General features: G+C 73.0%; 15 protein-coding genes. 9 read left to right on the top strand and 6 right to left on the bottom strand.

Annotated elements, in window-relative coordinates; genetic code table 11:
* Position 1: 1 nt before the first annotated feature.
* Genes B5D66_RS20560 through B5D66_RS26360 form a run of 3 tightly spaced genes read right to left on the bottom strand, consistent with a single transcriptional unit; the run spans position 2 to position 4,250 of the window.
* Positions 2-1,237 carry a phosphotransferase gene (locus B5D66_RS20560; protein ID WP_078763500.1) on the bottom strand — a complete coding sequence of 412 codons (1,236 nt, stop codon included), beginning with the start codon at positions 1,235-1,237 and terminating at the stop codon, positions 2-4.
* The gene (locus B5D66_RS20555) at positions 1,234-2,631 is read right to left on the bottom strand and encodes a ligase (RefSeq protein WP_078763426.1); all 1,398 of its coding nucleotides are present in this window, start codon (positions 2,629-2,631) and stop codon (positions 1,234-1,236) included. The genes B5D66_RS20560 and B5D66_RS20555 overlap by 4 nt, the downstream gene beginning before the upstream one ends.
* Positions 2,631-4,250 carry a Wzz/FepE/Etk N-terminal domain-containing protein gene (locus B5D66_RS26360; protein ID WP_078763425.1) on the bottom strand — a complete coding sequence of 540 codons (1,620 nt, stop codon included), beginning with the start codon at positions 4,248-4,250 and terminating at the stop codon, positions 2,631-2,633. Before B5D66_RS26360 ends, B5D66_RS20555 begins: the two co-directional genes overlap by 1 nt.
* 207 nt (positions 4,251-4,457) lie before the next feature.
* Between B5D66_RS26360 and B5D66_RS20545 the strand changes: the two genes are divergently transcribed.
* Positions 4,458-4,910, top strand: a complete 453-nt coding sequence (locus B5D66_RS20545) for an RrF2 family transcriptional regulator (RefSeq protein ID WP_078763424.1) — start codon at positions 4,458-4,460, stop codon at positions 4,908-4,910.
* A gap of 103 nt (positions 4,911-5,013) precedes the next feature.
* Positions 5,014-6,213 carry a globin domain-containing protein gene (locus B5D66_RS20540; protein ID WP_078763423.1) on the top strand — a complete coding sequence of 400 codons (1,200 nt, stop codon included), beginning with the start codon at positions 5,014-5,016 and terminating at the stop codon, positions 6,211-6,213.
* A 40-nt stretch (positions 6,214-6,253) separates the two neighbouring features.
* Here B5D66_RS20540 and mfd read toward each other — a convergent pair whose 3' ends face one another.
* Positions 6,254-9,847 (bottom strand): transcription-repair coupling factor, encoded by a 3,594-nt coding sequence (gene mfd, locus B5D66_RS20535; RefSeq protein WP_078763422.1) that lies wholly within the window; start codon positions 9,845-9,847, stop codon positions 6,254-6,256.
* A gap of 295 nt (positions 9,848-10,142) precedes the next feature.
* Between mfd and cysC the strand changes: the two genes are divergently transcribed.
* From cysC to mazG, 3 genes are all read left to right on the top strand, one after another.
* A complete protein-coding gene (gene cysC, locus B5D66_RS20530) occupies positions 10,143-11,651 on the top strand; it encodes an adenylyl-sulfate kinase (protein WP_078763421.1) in 1,509 nt (502 codons plus the stop codon).
* Positions 11,652-11,769: 118 nt separating this feature from the next.
* On the top strand, positions 11,770-12,528 hold the full coding sequence (locus B5D66_RS20525; protein ID WP_078763420.1) for a SurA N-terminal domain-containing protein: 759 nt from the start codon (positions 11,770-11,772) through the stop codon (positions 12,526-12,528).
* A 4-nt stretch (positions 12,529-12,532) separates the two neighbouring features.
* Positions 12,533-13,279: a nucleoside triphosphate pyrophosphohydrolase gene (gene mazG, locus B5D66_RS20520; RefSeq protein ID WP_078763419.1), complete on the top strand. Its 747-nt coding sequence runs from the start codon at positions 12,533-12,535 to the stop codon at positions 13,277-13,279.
* Positions 13,280-13,355: 76 nt separating this feature from the next.
* Here the strand turns inward: mazG and B5D66_RS20515 are convergent, their stop codons facing one another.
* Both B5D66_RS20515 and B5D66_RS20510 read right to left on the bottom strand, forming a co-directional pair.
* The gene (locus B5D66_RS20515) at positions 13,356-14,744 is read right to left on the bottom strand and encodes an FtsW/RodA/SpoVE family cell cycle protein (RefSeq protein WP_078763418.1); all 1,389 of its coding nucleotides are present in this window, start codon (positions 14,742-14,744) and stop codon (positions 13,356-13,358) included.
* Between the two features lie 210 nt (positions 14,745-14,954).
* The gene (locus tag B5D66_RS20510) at positions 14,955-15,896 is read right to left on the bottom strand and encodes a sulfite exporter TauE/SafE family protein (RefSeq protein ID WP_078763417.1); all 942 of its coding nucleotides are present in this window, start codon (positions 15,894-15,896) and stop codon (positions 14,955-14,957) included.
* A gap of 374 nt (positions 15,897-16,270) precedes the next feature.
* Between B5D66_RS20510 and eno the strand changes: the two genes are divergently transcribed.
* The 4 genes from eno (at position 16,271) to B5D66_RS20490 (ending at position 19,935) form a co-directional block, all read left to right on the top strand.
* The gene (eno, locus tag B5D66_RS20505; protein ID WP_078763416.1) at positions 16,271-17,554 is read left to right on the top strand and encodes a phosphopyruvate hydratase; all 1,284 of its coding nucleotides are present in this window, start codon (positions 16,271-16,273) and stop codon (positions 17,552-17,554) included.
* A 225-nt stretch (positions 17,555-17,779) separates the two neighbouring features.
* Positions 17,780-18,331, top strand: a complete 552-nt coding sequence (locus B5D66_RS20500; RefSeq protein ID WP_235001126.1) for an FtsB family cell division protein — start codon at positions 17,780-17,782, stop codon at positions 18,329-18,331.
* 42 nt (positions 18,332-18,373) lie between these two features.
* On the top strand, positions 18,374-18,937 hold the full coding sequence (locus B5D66_RS20495; protein ID WP_078763415.1) for a DUF501 domain-containing protein: 564 nt from the start codon (positions 18,374-18,376) through the stop codon (positions 18,935-18,937).
* Entirely contained in the window at positions 18,934-19,935 is a 1,002-nt protein-coding gene (locus tag B5D66_RS20490) for a Ppx/GppA phosphatase family protein (protein ID WP_078763414.1), read from the top strand. The genes B5D66_RS20495 and B5D66_RS20490 overlap by 4 nt, the downstream gene beginning before the upstream one ends.
* Positions 19,936-20,105: the final 170 nt, after the last annotated feature.

The raw sequence follows: 20,105 nt of genomic DNA, 5'->3' as shown, positions 1-20,105 counted from the left end.
GTCAACAGGACAGGCGTGCCTCGTGGGCGGCCCGCTCCTCCAGTCCGGCCAGCGCCGGGAGGAGCCAGTCGTCGATGGCGGCCAGGCGACCGCCGGCCTCGGCCTGACGGTCGCGCAGGTAGCGTGTTGCCAGGTCGATCAGGTAGAGCGCCATCACGGTGGAGACGGAATCGGGGCGCACCCCGGCACCGCTCATCAGGGGGTCGCGCAGCAGCCGCGCCCCACTGTCCAACCAGCGGTGGACCCCCGGGTGGACGCCGGCCTGCACGCACTCGTTCAGCTCGTAATGGAGCACGTCAAAACCGATGGGGACACCGAAGGTCAACCGCTCCCAGTCCCACACGAACGCGCGCCGTGGCGTACAGGCGAGATTCCACCGGGTGAGGTCGCCGTGCCAGGCCCCGAACGGCAGACGCACGTCGGGCAGTCCCTCCAGCGCGGCGCGCAGCGCCGGGGCCTCGGCGCGGTCGCCGATCTCGGTGATGCGTTCGGCCAGGGTGTGACGGTAGGCGCAGGCCGACAGGTGTTCCTCGCGCAGGGGCTCCAGCTCCGCGATCTCCAGCGCGCAGCGCAGGAGCTGGCGGCGTGTGGGGCGGTCGGTCTGGTCGCCGACCGGCAAGGGCTCTTGGACCAGCAGGGGTCGGCCGTTCCACGTTCCGGTGTGCAACGGCCGGGGCACGGTGATGCCGCTGAAACGGGTCTCGGCGAGGAGGCGCAGCGCCTCGGACTCGGCCGACACCAGTCGCGAGGTCAGCGGGTTGACCCCCACCTTGGCGTAGCCGATCGTCCGTCCGCCGGGGGTGAGCAGCAACAGCACCGGTTTGCGGTTGGCCCGCGGGGGCCCGACGTGGATCGCGATCACCACCTCGCGGTCCAGCGCGGCCGACAGGGCGTGTTCGATCGCGTGCCCCGACGCCACACGCAGCCGGTCGCGCAGGAGGAGGGGCGCCACACCGCTGGCGAACGCGCCGGTGAGCAGGACGAGGCGGACCCGGTCGCGCAGCGAGTGCCGTTGGGCGAACGCCGCCACGCCGCGCGCGGCGGCGTGGCGGTTGGCGACGGGCAGGATGATGCGCGGATTGTGCGCCGAGGGCACGGGAAGGTACTCGCGGGCCGCTCCCGACCTGAGGGGGACGGCGCCGTTGAACGGGGAGTCGTCGCGGCCGCGGCCCAGTGTGCCGCCGCAGGGCCACAGGATCTCGGCGAGCTCGGTCAGATAGGCGGCTTCGCTGGTCATCGCCCAACCCCCTCGGGAGTCGCGACGGCGCCGGGGGCGGGCGTGGACCTGCGCCACAGAAGGGCGACGGCGGTCAACGACAGGGCCAGCGGCGCCGTGAGCGCGACGTAGAAGAACATGTACCAAAACAGCAGCAGGACGGTCAGCAGCGCACCCGAACCCACCAGGGACACGTCGAACCGGTGCCGCCACACCGCCTGGGCGAAGAAGCCCAGGAAGAACGCGGTCCCGACCCACCCGTTCGCGATGAGGAGGAGCCACAGCTGGCCGTTGTTGCCGATGACGTGGTTGCCACACTGGGGGCATTCGGGGGACTTGCCGATGGCGATGGAGGTGCCGCTGCCCAGGGCTTCGCGGGTGGAGCCCCAGCCGATGACGGGGGAGTCCATCGCGGCGCGCACGGCGGCGGCGCTGGCGACGGCCCGGCCGTCGTCGCTGTGCGGGTTGGCGGCCCGGTCCTCGACGATCCCCATCAAGGGGGAGAGCAGGAGGGCCCCCGCGGCGAGGAGGCCCGCCAGGCAGCACAGCCCCACCTCGACGATCCGGCCCCGGCGCGCCAGCTGCACCAGCGCGAACAGGATCGACAGGGCCAGCCCCACCCACAGACCCCGGTTGAGCGAGTAGACGATCGGCACCACGGACAGCGCCAGCGCCAGGCAGGCGGTCCACCGCCGCCATCCCCGCCCACGGCACACCCAGCCGATGACCAGCCAGATGACCAGCAGCGACAGGTTGTTGCCCCAGGAGTTGGTGTACTCCCACGGCGCCTTGGGCCGGGGTGCCTCGTACCCCAGGACGTCCATGACCTGGGCCGCGGCGGGATGGATGAGCGTCTGGAGGTAGGGGTCGCGGGCCAGGGGGCCGGGCAGCAGCAGCTCCAGCGGCGCGGTGAACTCGAAGTAGGGCGCGAACGTGCCCAGCAGCCCCCCGGCGACGGTCGCCAGGCACAGCCAGCCCAGGGCGCGCGCGACGGCACCGTCGGAGAACTCGGCGCGGGAGAGGTTGCCGACGTAGAGCAGCAGCACCGTCAGGGCGAGGTAGGTGAGGACCCGGACGAGCGCGCCGGCGAGTCCGGCGCTGCCGGGCAGCGCGCCGGGCGGGGTGAGCCCGAGCAGCGCCAGACCGGCCACCGACCACACCAGGAACAGCGCCCACAGCGTGAACCCCGGGGGCAGCCGCAGCAGGCCCGCGCGTTTGCGGCGCCACAGGTGCAGCGCCATGGGCAGCGCGAATACCCAGAAGGCGAACTGGCCGAGCCCCAGGGCCCACCACAGGGGGTAACCGGCGAACAGCGCGACGAACGGCCATCCGGCGGGCCAGGAGGTGAACCGGGACGGAGTAGTGGCGGCCGGGGAGAGGGACGCGGGCGCGCCCGACGTGGAGGAGACGTCCATCAGCGTCGCGAGGCCAGGTCGGCGTCGTCGCTGCCGACGTTCGTGGTGGCGTCGGGAAGGTCGTCGCCGGCGGGCTCCGACCGCGCGGGGGCCGCCGGTGACGGGGCGGCCGGGGCTGAAACGGCCTGGCGGGGCAGGACCACCGTGCCCAGCAGCCCGGTACCGCTGCCGTCCAGGCGCCGCGCGCCCTGGGTGAGGTCGGCCACGTGGGTGTGCCCCAGCTCGACCACGACGAGAACGGCGTCGGCCACGCAGGCCAGCGCCGCGGCGTCGGCCCGTTCGGACATGGGCGCGGTGGCGATGACGACGTGGCGGGTGTCGGCGCGCAGGCGCCCGACCAGGCTGGTCATCGTCTCGCGCTGGAGCAGCTCGGCCGCGCGGGAGGGGTCGTCGCCGGGAAGGAGCACGCGCACGCCGGGAAGGGCGGCCGGGCGCCGCTCCAGCGTGGTGGGGTCGGCGGCGTCGGCGAGGACCTCGGCGAGCCCGGGGCCCGCGGGCAGGTTGAGGACCCTGGTGGCGGAGGCGCCGTCGGGGTCGGCGCAGACGAGGAGGACGTCGGCTCCGGTGCGGGCCAGGGCGGCGGCGAGGTTGGCGGCCACGGTGGCCCCGGCGTGACCGGTCGAGGCACCGGTCACCACCACGGTGCGGCCGTCCTCGCCGAGCGCGGCCCCCAGGGCGTGCGCGAGGCCGTTGAAGGCCTGACCGGTCCGGGAGCCGGACGACGAGAGCCCGATCCGGCCGCCGCCGTGGCCCTCACCGGTCAGGTCCAGCAGGAGCGCCGGCGCGTCGGCGCGCTGGAGCTCGCGGACGGTGTGCAGCCGGGGGTCGCCACGGTCGACGAGGTAGGCGACGGCCAGTCCCAGGACCAGTCCCAGCAGGGCGCCGCTGCCCAGCCACAGGTGGGGGATGGGCGAGCTGGGGGATTCGGGGGCGACCGCGGCGGTGATGATCCGGCCGGGGTCGAGGGAGTCGGCCAGCGCGGCGAGCGGGTTGATCCGCGCGTTGAGCTCGGAGATCTCGTCCTGGACCGAGGTGAGGCGGGATTCGGCGCGCAACCGGGTGGCGCCGGTGCCCGAAGCGGCGCGCTCGGCGAGTTCCTCGAGCTCCTCGTAGCGTTCGTCGCGGTCGGCGCGTAGCGCCTCCAACCTTCCCTCGATCTGGCCGCCGACCTGTTCGGCGCGGTAGTCGAGGTAGGCCTCGGCGAACGCGGTGGAGCCCGCGCGGGCGTGTTCGGGGGAGCCGGCCGAGTAGGAGATCTCCAGGACGCTGCTGTTCGGCGGGACCGTGACCTCGACCCGTTCGCGGACCTCGGTGACGTCCTCGCCGGTGCCCAGCCGGGCCACCGCGGTGCCGGCGACCTCGGCGGAGCGGACGACCTGGGCCTCGGTGTCGAGGTTGACCTCGCCGTTGGTGCGGCCCGACCGTTCGCCGGTGAGTTCGGCGATGCCGGTGGGCAGGACCTGCACGGCGGTCTCGGCGGTGTAGGAGCGTGGCACGAGGAACAGGGCCGTGGTGGCCACGACGACGCCGGCCGCGGTACCGGCGGCGACCACCCACCAGCGCCGTCGCAGCAGGGCGGTGTAGTCGGCGAGCTCGGGTCCGGGGGCGGCGGTGTCCATGGGGTGCCGATCCTTTCTGGGAGGGGCGGGGGCCGGTCACGGTCCGGAGGACGTTAATCACCAAGGGTAGTCGCTCGGGTGCGTTCCGTGGTTTACCTTGCACAGGGTTTTCGGCGTGCATGTTGAACCGGGGCTGCCCGTCTCTTTTCCGTGGCGTGGTCGAGGGCGATGGCCGTTCGCCCCTGGACGAGGACCTACCGTGGGGGTATGCGGATGACGGCTTTCACCGACCTCTCACTGCGCATCGTGATGCGGCTCGCGGTGGCGGAAGAGGGGGAGCTGCTGACCACGCGCAGGGTCGCGGAACTCCTGGTGGTGCCCTACAGCCATGCCGTCAAGGTGGTCGCCCGCCTCTCCGACATGGGCATGGTGGAGGCCCGTCGCGGCAGGGGCGGCGGGTTGCGGTTGACCGAGGCCGGGCGGCGCGCCTCGGTCGGGATGATCGTGCGCGAGCTCGAAGGGGGCGGGGACGTCGTCGGCTGCGAGGACGACCCGCCCTGTCCGTTGCGGTCGGCGTGCCGCCTGCGCGGGGCCCTGCGGGCCGCGCAGGAGGCCTTCTTCGCCTCCCTCGACGGGGTCAGCGTCGAATCGCTGGTCGCGCCCCCGACCGGGCCGGTCCTCCACGCGCTGCGGCCCCCGGGAGACGGTCTTCCCGTCTGAAACGGGGTAGGCGGGACCCGGATGGGGGAGGCCGCGTGGGCGTCTTAATATGCATTTCAGATTCCTATTCAGGCGTCGTGTTCCGCGCCGAAGGAGGCCCAGCATGCTGTCCGCTGAATCCGCCGAACTCGTCCGCCGGACCCTGCCCGTCGTCGGTGCGGCCCTGGACGAGATCACCGCTCGCTTCTACGACACGATGTTCGCCGAGCACCCCGACCTGCTCGACGGCATGTTCAACCGGGGTAACCAGGCCAATGGCGAACAGCGGCGGGCCCTCGCCGGCTCCATCGCGGGCTTCGCCCGAGCGCTGCTGGACCACCCTGACGAGCGTCCCGACGCCCTGCTCTCCCGCATCGCCCACAAGCACGTCGCCGTCGGAGTCACCGACGACCAGTACGTCATCGTCCACAAGTACCTGTTCGGCGCCATGACCGAGGTCCTCGGCGACGCCCTGACGCCCGACGTGGCCGCCGCCTGGGACGAGGTCTACTGGCTCATGGCCGGCGCCCTCATCGCCGCAGAGGCGCGCCTGCGCGCCGTCGCCGGGATCCAGGACGGCGACGACGTGTGGCGGACCTGGACGGTCGTCGAACGTCGCCAGGAGACGCCCGACGCGGTGTCGTTCCTCCTGCGTCCCACCGCCGGCCCCGCCCCGCTCCCGCCGGCCCGGCCGGGCCAGTACGTCAGCGTCCGCGTGCGCATGCCGGACGGCCTGCACCAGCTCCGCCAGTACACCCTCTCCGGCGGCACCGGCGGGGACACCCGGCGCATCACCGTCAAGCGGGTCCGCGAGCCCGGCGCCCCCGAGGGAGAGGTCTCGACCCTGCTCCACGACACCGTGGACGTCGGAGCCGAACTCACCCTGTCCGCCCCGTTCGGGGACGTCGTCCCCGGCCCCGGCGACACCCCGCTGCTCCTCGTCTCCGCGGGCATCGGGATCACCCCCATGGCCGCGGTCCTGCACGACCTCGTCGACAGCGGCTCGCAGCGGCCCGTCCTCGCGCTGCACGCCGACCGCTCCCCCCGCACCCACGCGCTGGGCGAGGAGGTCGCCGGCCTGATCGACCGGCTGCCCCGGGCACGCGGCGTCGTCTGGTACGAGGACCCCGGGGACAGTGACGCCCGACCCGGGCGCATGGACCTGACCGGCCTGGACATCCCCGCCGACACCGAGGTCCTGATGTGCGGGCCGCTCCCCTTCATGCGGGCCGTCCGCGCCGACCTGCTCGCCGCGGGGATCTCCCCGCGCTCCATCCACTACGAGGTGTTCGGCCCGGATCTGTGGCTGCCCCAGGACGCCTGAACACACGGCGAGGCCCCGCGGGGCCTCGCCGTGTGACGGGTCAGGACCTGGTCGAGGCCCCGGCCAGGTCCGGCTCGAAGATGGCCTCGACCAGATCGCTGCACCACTTCAGCAGCTCCAGGTCGCGCAACGGACGGCCGCCGAGCCCCCCGGACTTGGGCGCGGGGACCAGCAGCGTGCTCGTGGCCTCCTTCAACAGCGACTTCGGATACAGCCGCCGCAACCGCAACTGGCGGGACTCCGGCAACTCCACCGGCGCGAAGCGGACCTGGTTGCCCTGCAGAACGACGTCGCTCAGTCCGGCGCTGCGGGCCAGCACGCGGAAGCGGGCCACGGCCAGGAGGTTGTCGACCGGCTGCGGAGGCTCGCCGTAACGGTCGGCCAGCTCCTCGCGCACCGCCACGATGTCGTCGAGGCCCGACACGCTCGCGATCCGCTTGTAGGCCTCCAGGCGCAACCGTTCGCCGGGCACGTAGTCGTGCGGGATGTGGGCGTTGATCGGCAGCTCGACCTTGGTCTCGACCTCTTCGGCGGCCGAGGCGTCGCCCTTGAGCTCGCGGACCGCCTCGCCGACCATGCGCACGTACAGGTCGAAACCGACCCCGGCGATGCTCCCGGACTGCTCGGCGCCGAGGATGTTGCCCGCGCCGCGGATCTCCAGGTCCTTCATCGCCACGTACATGCCCGCGCCGGTCTCGGTGTGCTGCGCGACCGTCGCCAACCGCTCGTGCGCGGTCTCGGTCAGCGGTTTCTCGGGCGGGTACAGGAAGTAGGCGTAGGCGCGTTCGCGGCCCCGCCCCACCCGGCCGCGGAGCTGGTGCAGCTGCGACAGGCCGTAGGTGTCGGCGCGGTCGACGATGAGGGTGTTGGCGTTGGGCACGTCCAGCCCCGACTCCACGATGGTGGTCGAGACCAGCACGTCGAAGTTCTTCTCCCAGAAGTCGACCATGACCTTCTCGAGCTGCTGCTCGTTCATCTGGCCATGGGCGTAGGCGACCCGGGCCTCGGGGACCAGCCTGCTCAGGGACGCGGCCACGCGGTCGATCGAGGCCACGCGGTTGTGCACGAAGAAGACCTGGCCCTCGCGCATCAGCTCGCGGCGGATCGCCGCGGCGATCTGCTTCTCGTCGTAGGGGCCCACGAACGTGAGCACCGGGTGGCGCTCCTCCGGGGGCGTGAGGATCGTCGTCATCTCGCGGATGCCGGTCAGGCCCATCTCCAGGGTCCGCGGGATCGGGGTCGCCGACATCGCCAGCACGTCGACCTGCGTGCGCAGCCGCTTCAGGGCCTCCTTGTGCTCGACGCCGAACCGTTGTTCCTCGTCGATGATCACCAGGCCGAGGTTCTTGAACTTCGTCTCCGACGACAGCAACCGGTGCGTGCCGATGACGACGTCGACCTGGCCGGTGCGCAACCCCTCGCGGGTGGCCTCGACCTCGGAGTCGGTCTGGAAGCGCGACAGCGGCTTCACCGTGACCGGGAACGAGGCGTAGCGTTCGGTGAACGTCGACAGGTGCTGCTGCACCAACAGGGTGGTCGGCACCAGCAGGGCCACCTGCTTGCCGTCCTGGACCGCCTTGAACGCCGCGCGGACGGCGACCTCGGTCTTGCCGTAGCCGACGTCACCGCAGATCAGCCGGTCCATCGGGACGGGCTTTTCCATGTCGCGCTTGACCTCGTCGATGGCCGCGAGCTGGTCGGGCGTCTCGACGTAGGGGAACGCGTCCTCGAGTTCGCGCTGCCAGGGCGTGTCCGGGCCGAAGGCGTGGCCGGGGGAGGCCTGGCGCGCGGAGTACAGCCGGATTAGGTCGCCGGCGATCTCCCGGACGACCTTGCGCGCGCGGTTCTTGGTCTTGGTCCAGTCGGCCCCGCCCATCCTGCTCAGCGTGGGCGCCTCGCCGCCGACGTAGCGGGTGACCTCGTCGAGCTGGTCGGTGGGCACGAACAGCCGGTCGCCGGGCTGCCCGCGCTTGGACGGCGCGTACTCGATGACCAGGTAGTCGCGGGTGGCCCCCTGGACGCTGCGGCTGACCATCTCGATGTAGCGGCCCACACCGTGCTGCTCGTGCACCACGTAGTCGCCGGACTTGAGCTGGAGCGGGTCGATCGCGCCCCTGCGCCGGCTGGGCATGCGCCGCATGTCCTTGGTGGAGGACTTCTGCCCGGCGAGGTCGGTCTCGGTGAGCACGACGGTGCGCACCGAACGCCAGACGAAGCCGTGTTCGATCCGTCCGGTGGTCACCGTCGCGACGGAGGGGTCCGGCGCGGAGGACAGGTCCGGCTGGAGCCGGGCGCCCAGGCCGGAGTCGCGCAACATCGACACCAACCGTTCCGCCGGCCCCTGCCCCTGGGTGACCAGCGTGACCCGCCACTCGTCGTGCAGCCACGACTTGACGTCGGCGAGCGCGCGCTCGGTGTCGCCGCGGTACTCGTCGGCGGCGGTGGCGCCGATGAGGAGGGAGTCGTCCTCCTCGGCCGTCGCCGGCGCGCCCGGGTCGAACGGGGTGATCGTCCACCAGGCCAGGCCCAGCCGGTCGGCGTCCGAACGGACCTGGGCGATCGACCTGTAGGCGGAGGCGCCCAGGTCGATGGGGGCCTCGCCGCCGGAGGCGGCGTTGACCCAGGAGGCGTCCAGGAACTCCTTGCTGGTCGCCTCGAGCTCCAGCGCCCGGGTGCGGATGCGCTCGGGGTCGCAGGCCACGATGTGGGCTCCGGCCGGCAGGTATTCCAGCAGCAGCTCCATGTGGTCGGTGAGCGCCGGCGCGAACGCCTCCATCCCCTCGACCACGACACCGTCGGCGAGCTTGGCCAGGATGTCGGCCAGGGCGGGGTGGTCGGCCGCGAGCGCGCGGGCGCGTTCGCGTACCGCCGGGGTGAGCAGCAGCTCCCGGCAGGGAGGGGCGAACAGACCCGGCGCCGAGCCGGCGCGGGTCTCGTCGGGCTTGCCGGGCAGGGAACGCTGGTCGGCCACCTGGAAGTAGCGGATCTCGTCGACCCGGTCGCCCCAGAACTCCAACCGCAGCGGGTGTTCCTCGGTGGGCGGGAACACGTCGAGGATGCCGCCGCGCACGGCGATGTCGCCCCGCTTCTCGACCAGGTCGACCCGCGCGTAGCCGGCCTCGACCAGGGCCTGCACGACGTCGTCGAGCTCGGCCTCATCGCCCGGCCGGATGCGCACGGGCCGCAGGTCGCCGAGCCCGGCGACGAGCGGCTGGAGCACACTGCGCACCGGGGCGACGACGACCCGCAGCGGCGAGGTGAGCGGGTCGGAGGGGTCGGGGTGGGCCAGGCGGCGCAGCACCGCCAGCCGGCGGCCCACGGTGTCGGAGCGCGGCGACAACCGCTCGTGCGGCAGCGTCTCCCAGGCGGGGAAGAGCGCGACCGACTCGGCGGGCAGGAGCGATCCGAGGGCGTCGGCGAGGTCGGCCGCCTCGCGCTCGGTCGCCGTGACGGCGAGGACCGGACGGTCCGCCCCCACGGGGGCCCCGGCGGCCAGCGCGGCCAACAGGAACGGGCGCAGCGCGGGCGGCGCCACGAGATCGAGACGAGGATCGTGGCCGCCGCGGGCGGTTGCGATCGCTTTCTTGAGGGCCGGATCGTCGGCGACGACGGCGAGAAGTCCAGAAAGGCTCATATCACCAGGTGGGGCGTGTGACGGTGGTACCGATGGATGCGGCGGGCGGGACGCGCGGTGCTGGATCGGTGGGCTCCCCGTTCCTAGCCTACGCGCGGACCCGTACCACGGGGGCCGGGATCACCAGGGCCGGGACGGTGGGGGGAAGTCATCGGACATCTGATGACAACACATGGCGGCTTACCGCTGTTCCCGCCCATCCGGGCCAAGAAGGGCGTTTCCGACCGGCCGGCCGGCGCCGCGACCCCGGGTAATACGCTGGTGCGAAGCGTCTGCGCACACTGAGGGAGCGTCCATGAGCGGGTCCGCCGGCGACCGCCCGACCTTCACCCCCGACCCCCAGGCGATGGCCCACCTGGAACTGATCCTGGGCGGCGCCTGTCCGCTGGCCGGCTTCCTCACCGCGGCCGAGGCGGCCTCGGTGGTCAAGCACGGCCGGCTGCCCGACGGGACCGACTGGCCGGTGCCGGTCACGCTCCCGATCCCCGACGAACTCGCCGGTGTCGAAAGGCTGTTGCTCACCGACCCCGAGGGAGCGCCGCTGGCCGAGCTGGAGGTCACCGAGCGCTGGTGGGCGGAGGGAGGGCACCGGCTCGCCGGACCGGTGCGCCCGGTGGCACCGCCGGTCCACGGAGCGTTGCGCCACCTCCGCCGCACCGCCGAGGAGGTGCGGGCCGAGCGCGGTGACGGGGGCGGCGACCGACCGCTGCTCGCGGTCGTCACCGACACCCCACTGCACCACCGGGCGCTGCACCGTGTCCGGGCCGCCGCGCGGGAGGCCGGTGGCGGCGTCCCGGCCGATGTCCTCGTGCTCGTCGACGCCCCTCTCGACTCCGAGGGGGCGGCGCCCATGGTGCTCGCGGCGGTCGGAGCGCTGCCCGAGGGGACCCGCGTCGTCGTGGTCACCCTGCCCGGCCCCGGCGACGGGTTCGACCCGGGCGAGGACGTCGTTTCGCGTCGCGCCCTCCTCGCCGCGCACGTGGCGCGGGCCTATGGCGCGACGCACGTGCTGGTCGAACACGCCACGCCGATGGCCACCCCTCCGGCCGACGGCGCCCCCATCCCCTTCCTGGCCCCGCCTCCGCTGCGCTACGACCTGGCCCGTGGCGCCTGGCGGCCGGCCGACCTGGTCGCACCGGGTGACGCGGCCGAGGAGCCCGACGAGGCCGAGGTCGCCCTGATGCTCGCGCGCGGCGAGGAACTGCCCGGTTGGTTCACCCCCGCCGAGGTCGCCGCGGCGCTCGCGGCCCGCCGGCCGCCGCGCGTCCGCCGCGGCCTGACCCTCTTCTTCACCGGTCTGTCCGGTTCGGGCAAGTCCACGGTGGCGCGCGGCGTGGCCGAGGCCGTCCGCGCCGCCGGGCGGACCGTGACCCTCCTCGACGGTGACGTCGTACGGCGGATGCTGTCGTCGGGGCTGACCTTCTCCCGGGCCGACCGCGACCTCAACGTCCGCCGTATCGGCTACGTCGCCGCCGAGATCGCCCGGCACGGCGGCGTCGCCATCTGCGCCCCGATCGCGCCCTACGCCGCGACCCGCGCCGAGGTGCGCGCCATGGCGGAGGCCACGGGCGACTTCCTGCTGGTCCACGTGGCCACCCCGATCGAGGTGTGCGAGGCGCGCGACCGCAAGGGGCTGTACGCCCAGGCGCGGGCCGGGCGGATCCCGGAGTTCACCGGGGTCTCGGATCCCTACGAGGCCCCTGAGGACGCCGACCTCACGATCGACACCGCCGCCGCCACGATCGAGGAGTCCGTCGCCGAGGTCGTCACCATGCTGGGCGAGGGGGGCTGGCTGCCCCGCTGAGACGCGCGGGAGCCGGGGGTGGCGGAGCGCGTCCGGTCCGGGACTCTGTGCCACCGGCGAAGTAACGTGGTGCGCGGCGACCGCCCCGGGTCGCCTCCGCCGACCGAAAGGCCCTGCCGTGCGCCCCACCTCTTCGCGCCGCGCCCCCCTGCTCCTGACCGCCCTGGCCCTCGCCGCCCTCACCGGTTGTTCCACCGGCCAGGCCGGGGCCGCCGCCATCGTCGGCGGCGAGCGGATCGGCAACGATGAGATCCGCTCCGAGATCGCCGAGTACGAGGCCGCGCTGGCCGGTCAGGGACAAGAGGTCGCCGACGAACAGCGGCCGATGCTGGCCGGCCGCGTGCTGAGCAACCGCATCGCCATGACCCTGTTCGACCGCATCGCGAAGGACAACGGCATCGACACGGGAGCGCAACGGACCCAGGAGAAGCTCACCGAGCTGGGCGGACGCGACACCCTGCTCGCCCAGGGGCTCGCCGCCCCGCAGATCGACGACCAGGTCCGTCTCGCCGTCATCGGCGAGGAGCTGGTCGAGCGCGCCGACCCCGCCGAGATCTCCGTGCTGGCCGAGCGGGCTCGCGCCACCATGCGCGAGGACATGGCCGCCCAGGGGGCGGTGGCGGGGCTGTCCGGCGAGGAGCTGGAACGCGAGATCCAGGCGGCGCTGACCCGCAACGAACCCGTCGTGCGCCAGCAGGTCGTCAACGACTACCTGGCCCTGAGCCTCGCCCCCTACCTCAGGGACGTCGACATCGAGGTGAGCCCGCGCTACGGCGAGATCGACCCGGCCACGCTGACGATCGTCCCGGGCGTCGGTGAGCTGTCGGCCCCGGCGGTGGAGCCCCTGCCGGCCCTCCCGGGGGGCGTGGGAGGCTGAGGGCATGAGCACCGACCCGACCACGCCTCCCGGCCACCGCCTGCTCGACCTGGTCGAGGTCATGGACAGGCTGCGCCGGGAGTGCCCGTGGGACGCCGACCAGACCCACGAGTCCCTCGCCAAGTACCTGATCCAGGAGTCCTACGAGACGCTGGAGACGATCGAGCAGGGCGACTACGCGACGCTGCGCGAAGAGCTCGGCGACGTCCTGCTCCAGGTCGTCTTCCACGCCCGGGTCGCCCAGGAGCGCTCTCCCGGCGAGGACGGATTCACGATCGACGACGTCGCCGGCGCCATCATCGACAAGCTCACCCGCCGCCATCCGCACGTGTTCGCCGACACCGCGGTGGCGGGGGCCGACGACGTGCGCGCGAACTGGGAGACGATCAAGGCGGCCGAGCGCGCGGCCAAGGGGCAGGCCGAGGCGTCGATCCTGGCGGGGGTCCCCTTCGGGCAGCCCGCCGCCCTGCTCGCCTACGAGCTTCAAAAGCGCGCCGTGCGCAACGGTCTGCCCCAGGAGCTCATCGGTGACGACGGCGGTCCCGGCGGCGAGCTGTTCGCCGCGATCGAGGCCGAACGCCGCCGGGGCGCCGACCCCGAGATGGACCTGCGGGCCGCGGCCCGCAGGTTCGACGAGCGGGTCCGCGCGGCCGAGGACGCGGCCAGGGCCGACGGGCGTGATCCCCGCGACCTGGACCCCGAGCAGTGGCGGTCCTACTGGGAGCGGGCGCGGGCGGCCGCACAGGGCTGATCGGTCGGTTCGCGCGGCGGGTGCGTCCCCGTCCGCCCGGCCGGTCCCCGGGGAGGGGGCCGGCCGGGCGGGTGGTTCAGGGGCGCAGCGCCTGGGTGGGCGGCTCCCCGGGGGGCGGTGGCGTCTCCGGGCGGCGGACCGTGTCGCTCATGCGCAGCCACAGCGCCACCGTGATCCAGCTCGACACCAGCGACGAGCCGCCCGCCGACAGGAAGGGCGTGGTCAGACCGGTGAGCGGGATGAGCCGGGTGACCCCGCCGAGCACCACGAACACCTGGAAGGCCAACAGGAACGCGAATCCCGCCGAGGCCATCTTGATGAAGGGATCCCGGGTCGCCAGCGCGGTCCGCAACCCGCGCTCCACCAGCAGGAACAGGAGGACGACGACGGCCATCAGGCCGGTCAGGCCGAACTTCTCGCCGATGGAGACGAGGATGTAGTCGCTGTCCGCGGCGAAGATCGTCGCGGCGCGCCCGTGCGCGAACCCGGTTCCGGTGAGGCCGCCGTCGGCGAGCGCGAACAGGCCCTCCACGACCTGCCGGCTGCTGTCGGCGCCGTGGTAGAGCTCGGGCTCGAAGGCGTCCAGCCAGATGGTGACCCGTTGGCGGACGTGCCAGAAGAGCCACCATGAGACGTAGGCCGCGCCCAAGAACAGCGCCAGGCCGATCCCCACCCACGACTTGCGCCCCGTCGCGACGTAGAGCATGGCGAGGAACAGCGCGAACAGCAGTAACGAGGTGCCGAGGTCCCTGGTGCCCACGAGCAGCAGGATCGACAGCGCCCACGCCGCAGCCATGGGTCCCATGTCGCGGAGTCGGGGGAGGCTGAACACCTTGACCGGGCCGACCATCACCTGTTTGGCCGCCAGCGACAGCACGTCGCGTTTGAGGGTGAGGTAGGAGGCGAGGAAGAGCACCAGCGTGATCTCGGCGAACTCCGAGGGCTGCACGGTGACCCCGCCCCAGCCGATCCAGCGGCGGGCACCGTAGATCTCGATGCCGACGAAGGGGACGACGGGAACGGCGATGAGCAGGATGGTCGCCACGGCCAGCAGGTAGGGGAAACGCTGGAGCCGGCGCGGTTCGCGTACGAGGACGAGCACCGCGAGCGCGGCCGCGGCGCCGAGGACGGTCCACAGCAGCTGCCGTCCGGCGACGCCGGTCCAGTCCTCCTCGCCCCCGTGCAGCCCCCGGATCACGGCGAGCCCGATCCCGTTGAGCGCGACGGCCAGCGGCAGGAGCAACGGGTCGGCCCAGGGGGCGAGCAGCCGTAGGGCCACGTGCAGGGCGATCGCCACGCCGGCGAGCGTCGCCGCCTGGGCGGCGAACCACGCGGGAAGGGAACCGGAGAGTTCCAGGCCGGCCAGTGCCAGGCAGCAGAGGCCCACCCCGAGCGCCATGAGGAGCAGGAGCAGCTCCGTGGCGCGCCCGGTGTCGGGGGACGGTCTCGTCCGCGCGTCGACCATGGCCCTCCCCTCACCCCCACAGGACGCTACCCGTGTGGCCGGGGTGGTCCGCGTGGCACCTTCCGGACACGAGCGGCGGCGGCCGGTCCGGGACGGGGAGGGGCCCGTTCGGGGAGGGGGCTGTGGGAGGTCGGCGTCCCGGTGGTGTCGGGGCCCCGACGGGTTCCGAGACGGCGCGGGGGAGGGGCGCGTCCTCCCCCGCGCCGCAGGTCAGTCCCTGACCTCGACGCGGGGCTCCTCGCCGCTCGCCTGGCCGGGGACGGCCACGGCCTCGGCGGCCTCGGCCCGGCGGTCGGCGAGGTGGGCGCGCACGGACCAGGCGATGGCCCCGACCCACAGCAGCGCGATGACGAGGTAGGCGATGTTCTGTGCGGTGTCGGAGGCGCCGACCGCGTCGCTGCGCAGGATGGTGCGCACGTTGGTCAAGATGATGAGGCCGCCCACCGCCGAGCCCAGGACCCGAGGCGGGAAGTGGCGCACGATCCAGGCGGCGATCGGCGCGGCGATGACGCCGCCGATGAGCAGGACCGCGGCCCAGGCGAAGTTCACGCCGGCCGATCCCAGCCCGACGAGGAAGCCCAGGCTCGCCGCGAGCGCCACGACGAACTCGCTGGTGTCGATCGAACCGACGACCTTGCGGGGTTCGATGCGGCCGCTGGCGAGCAGCGCGGGGGTGCCCACGGGGCCCCAGCCGCCGCCACCGGTGGCGTCCACGAAACCGGCGAGCAGGCCCAAGGGGGTGAGGAAGCGGCGCCGGATGGGCTTGCCGAGCTGGCCGCGCGGCGTTCCCCAGGCGGTGAAGCGGATCAGGATGTAGACGCCCAGGGCGAGCAGGATGCCGGACATGATGGGGGCCGCGGCCTCCGTGGAGAGCCAGCTCAGGAAGGTCGCGCCGGCGAACGCGCCGATCGCTCCGGGCAGTGCGATGCGGCGCACGACCTTCCAGTCCACGTTGCCCAGGCGCCAATGGGACAGGCCAGATGCCAGTGTCGTGCCGATCTCGGCCAGGTGGACGGTGGCCGACGCGGCGGCCGGGTTCGTGCCCACCAGGAGCAGCAGGGTGGTGGAGGTGACTCCGTAGGCCATCCCCAGGCTGCCGTCGACCAGCTGGGCGAGCAGGCCGACGAGGCCGAGGAGCACGAGGGTTTGCATCGCTGGAGCCTTCCCTTAATTTCTACCTCTTTAGTCGGAATAGTAGAGGATCGAAGTCCCCGATCCAATGGGGCGCGGGCGGCTTTTCCATCGGGAGGGCGGGGCGGCGACACGCCGGGCCTGGACGCCCGTCGCGGCACCGGTGTCCGGCATCGTGGGAGGCGGGAGGGCGTCCGCGCGCGGAACCCCCGGAATGGACTAAACCAATTTCGGGAGCGGGGGAGACCCGCGTCGATCGGCTCGGTAGGCTCGGGGATGGTCCACGGACGGTTGGCGCGGGGCGATCCCGGGCGCCGTCCGGCCATCAGGCCGAACGTGACCCCGTGTCCAGCGCACGGGGCCTCACGATCCGACGCCAGAAATGGAGTACAACGTTGTCGTCGATCGAGGCAGTGCAGGCGAGGGAGATCCTCGACTCCCGCGGTAACCCGACGGTCGAGGTCGAGGTTCTGCTCGACGACGGGACGACCGCCCGCGCGGCGGTCCCCAGCGGCGCGTCCACCGGTCAGTTCGAGGCCGTCGAACTGCGCGACGGCGGCGAGCGCTACCTCGGCAAGGGCGTCGAGAACGCGGTGACCGCGGTCAACGACGAGATCGCCGACGAGATCCTCGGTTACGGCCCCGAGGAGCAGCGCCTGATCGACCGCGCGCTCATCGACCTCGACGGGACCCCGGACAAGTCCCGCATCGGCGCGAACGCCATCCTCGGCGCCTCCCTGGCCGTGGCGAAGGCCGCGGCCGACAGCGCCGACCTGCCGCTGTTCCGCTACATCGGCGGGCCCAACGCCCACCTCCTGCCGGTGCCGATGATGAACATCCTCAACGGTGGCGCGCACGCCGACACCAACGTCGACATCCAGGAGTTCATGATCGCCCCGATCGGGGCGGCGAGCTTCCGCGAGGCAGTGCGGTGGGGCGCCGAGGTCTACCACGCGCTGAAGTCCGTGCTCAAGTCGCACGGCCTGGCCACCGGCGTCGGCGACGAGGGCGGGTTCGCCCCCAACCTCGAGAGCAACCGGGCCGCGCTCGACCTCATCGTCGAGGCCATCCGCAAGGCCGGTTACACCCCGGGCCGCGACATCGCGCTGGCCCTGGACGTCGCGGCGAGCGAGTTCCACAAGGACGGCGCCTACGAGTTCGAGGGCAAGAGCCGCAGCTCCGAGGAGATGGCGGCCTACTACGGCGAACTCCTCGACGCCTACCCCCTGGTCTCCATCGAGGACCCGCTGGACGAAGAGGACTGGGCCGGCTGGAAGGCGCTGACCGACGCGGTCGGCGACCGTGTCCAGCTCGTCGGCGACGACCTGTTCGTCACCAACCCCGAGCGTCTCCAGCGTGGCGTCACCGAGGGCGTCGCCAACTCCCTGCTGGTCAAGGTCAACCAGATCGGTACGCTCACCGAGACGCTGGACGCCATCTCCCTGGCCCAGCGCAGCGGCTACACCGCGATGATCAGCCACCGTTCCGGCGAGACCGAGGACACCACGATCGCCGACATCGCGGTCGCGGTGAACGCCGGCCAGATCAAGACCGGGGCCCCGGCCCGCAGCGAGCGCGTCGCCAAGTACAACCAGCTCCTGCGGATCGAGGAGGAGCTCGACGACGCCGCGGTCTACGCCGGCTTCTCGGCCTTCCCGCGGTTCAAGCACGAGGGCTGACGCGCTGTGCCGAAGGTGCCGGAACAGCCGAAGGGGTCCCGCCGCGAAGGTAAGGCGGGACCTCCGGCCTCCGGCGCCTCCGGCGGCGTCCCGCGACAGCGCGGGAACGCGAAGAAGAAGGGCGGCGCCGGGGGCGAACCGGAACGTCCCTCCACGGGGCGGACGCCCGCCGCGAAGGCCGGCGCTTCCGGGACCTCCCCGAAGGGGGCGGGTCGCGCGGGGGCGGTGAAGAAGGCGGACGCCGGGACCCCCGCCCCGCGCGGGCGGAAGGCCCGTGCCGCCACGGGCGGCGCGCGCCGGGTCACGGTGGATCCGGCCCCCCGGACGGCCGGCGGCCCCGAACGGGGCGGCGACGGCGCCGAACGCGGCCGGCCCGCGCTGACCAGCCGGGCGGCGATCCTCGCGCTGGTCATGTGCGTGATCGCGCTGAGCCTGGCCTACCCGCTGCGCGAGTACGTCGCCCAGCGCTACCGGATCGCCGAACTCCAGGCCGAGCAGGAGCAGATCCGGCGCGAGGTCGAGGAACTCCAGCAGCGCCAGGACGAACTCGAGGACCCCGCCTACGTCGAACGCGAGGCGCGTACCCGGCTGCACTACCAGTATCCGGGCGAGACCGCCTACGTCGTGCTCGACAGCGAGGGGGCGCAAGAGGGGGCCCGCGAGTCCGAGGCGCCCGACAAGCCGTGGTTCGCCCGGCTGTGGGAGTCGATCGAGGAGGCCGACCGGGCGCGGACCGAGCCCGAGGAGATCCCCGAGGCCCAGCCCCCACGGCACTGAACCGGTCACTCAGGCCGCCGTACCGGATACCCTGAACGCGAGATGAATTCCGCCGAATCCCCCGCCCCCGATGGGCGGTTCACCAGCGCCGACCGCGCCGCCGTCGAGCTCCAGCTCGGCCGCGCGCCTCGGGGGGTGCGCGGCGTCGCGCACCGCTGTCCCTGCGGACTGCCCGATGTGGTGCGCACCGCGCCTCGTCTTGAGGACGGCACCCCGTTCCCCACGACCTACTACCTGACCTGCCCTCGCGCCGCGTCGGCCATCGGAAGGCTCGAGGCCGACGGCCTCATGCGCGAGATGACCGACCGGCTCGACACGGACCCGCAGCTGCGCGCCGCCTACGAGAAGGCCCACGAGTCCTACGTGGCCGATCGGGCCGCGCTCGCCCGGGCCGACGGGGTCGAGCCGCTGCCCGAGGGGATGCAGAGCGCGGGCGGGATGCCGACACGGGTCAAGTGCCTGCACGCGCTGGTGGGGCATGAACTCGCCGCGCCGGGCACCAACCCGTTCGGCCGCGAGGCATTGGACGCCCTGCCCGACTGGTGGGCGAAGGGGCCTTGCGTCCACGTCGACGACGACACCGAAGAATCCGAGGACGGCCAGTGAACACCGTGGCGGCCATCGACTGCGGCACCAATTCCATCCGCCTTCTCGTCTCCTCCGTCATGGAGCTGGGCGATGACGAGGTGCAGCTCCTCGACGTGGAACGGCGCATGGAGGTGGTCCGCTTGGGCCAGGGCGTCGACCGCACGGGAGCGTTCGCGCCCGAGGCGTTGGAGCGCACCTTCGCCGCCCTGCGCGGCTACGTCGAGCTGATGCGGCGCCACGGCGTCGAACCCGGGCCCGACACCGTGCGGATGGTCGCGACCAGCGCCACCCGCGACGTCGCCAACCGGGAGGAGTTCGTCGACGGGGTCCGCGCGATCCTGGGGGTCGAGCCCGAGGTCATCACCGGTGAGGAAGAGGCCGGTCTGTCCTTCATCGGGGCCACCGCGGAGCTGGAGACGGAAGAGGGGCCCGGCGCGGGGTTCGCCCGCCCCTACCTGGTGGTCGACATCGGTGGGGGGTCCACCGAGTTCGTGCTCGGCCACGAGGGGGACGGCGGGGACGAGGGGCCGGTCCGCGCGGCCCGCTCGGTCGACATCGGCTGCGTCCGGATGACCGAGCGCCATCTCCACGACGATCCGCCCACGGCCGAGCAGATCGCGGCGGCGACCGCCGACATCGACGCGGCGCTGGACCAGGCGGCCCTCGACGTCCCGCTGGACGGGGCCAAGACGGTGGTGTGCGTCGCCGGTACCGCCACGACGGTGGCCGCCATCGCCCTGGGCCTTGAGGGGTACGACCCCGAGCGCATCCACCAGGCCCGGGTCCCGGCCGCCCGGGTGCACGAGATCGCCCGGGAGCTGCTGGCCATGCCGCGCGAGCGGCGCGCCGCGATCCCGGTCATGCACCCCGGGCGGGTGGATGTGATCGGCGCGGGCGCGCTCATCCTCGACCGGGTTCTGGCGCGTACCGGGGCGAGCGAGTTCGTGGCGAGCGAGCACGACATCCTCGACGGCATCGCCTGGGGCCTGTCTCTGGGGGGCGTCGGAGAGGGATGAGCCGCGATCCGGCGGCGGGCAAGGGGCGCAAGCCCCTGGCCTGCGCGGACCGGGGTGAGACCGATCACGTTGCCGGAGGCGTGTTACTCCCTTCACAAGGGGGCTGACCTGGCATAACGCGGTCAAGTCCGGCTTTATGATGGTCTAAACCTTTCGGGATCGTCTCTTCC

The sequence above is a fragment of the Marinactinospora thermotolerans DSM 45154 genome (genome assembly GCF_900167435.1).
Taxonomy (GTDB): Bacteria; Actinomycetota; Actinomycetes; order Streptosporangiales; family Streptosporangiaceae; genus Marinactinospora; species Marinactinospora thermotolerans.
The sequence above is the reverse complement of the archived record's forward strand: the minus strand, read 5'-3'. Positions and strand labels throughout refer to the sequence as shown.

Coding starts and splice junctions, on each gene's coding strand:
- B5D66_RS20560 (WP_078763500.1), bottom strand. CDS start 1,237: ATGACCAGCGAAGCCGCCTATCTGACCGAGCTCGCCGAGATCCTGTGG.
- B5D66_RS20555 (WP_078763426.1), bottom strand. CDS start 2,631: ATGGACGTCTCCTCCACGTCGGGCGCGCCCGCGTCCCTCTCCCCGGCC.
- B5D66_RS26360 (WP_078763425.1), bottom strand. CDS start 4,250: ATGGACACCGCCGCCCCCGGACCCGAGCTCGCCGACTACACCGCCCTG.
- B5D66_RS20545 (WP_078763424.1), top strand. CDS start 4,458: ATGCGGATGACGGCTTTCACCGACCTCTCACTGCGCATCGTGATGCGG.
- B5D66_RS20540 (WP_078763423.1), top strand. CDS start 5,014: ATGCTGTCCGCTGAATCCGCCGAACTCGTCCGCCGGACCCTGCCCGTC.
- mfd (WP_078763422.1), bottom strand. CDS start 9,847: ATGAGCCTTTCTGGACTTCTCGCCGTCGTCGCCGACGATCCGGCCCTC.
- cysC (WP_078763421.1), top strand. CDS start 10,143: ATGAGCGGGTCCGCCGGCGACCGCCCGACCTTCACCCCCGACCCCCAG.
- mazG (WP_078763419.1), top strand. CDS start 12,533: ATGAGCACCGACCCGACCACGCCTCCCGGCCACCGCCTGCTCGACCTG.
- B5D66_RS20515 (WP_078763418.1), bottom strand. CDS start 14,744: ATGGTCGACGCGCGGACGAGACCGTCCCCCGACACCGGGCGCGCCACG.
- B5D66_RS20510 (WP_078763417.1), bottom strand. CDS start 15,896: ATGCAAACCCTCGTGCTCCTCGGCCTCGTCGGCCTGCTCGCCCAGCTG.
- B5D66_RS20495 (WP_078763415.1), top strand. CDS start 18,374: ATGAATTCCGCCGAATCCCCCGCCCCCGATGGGCGGTTCACCAGCGCC.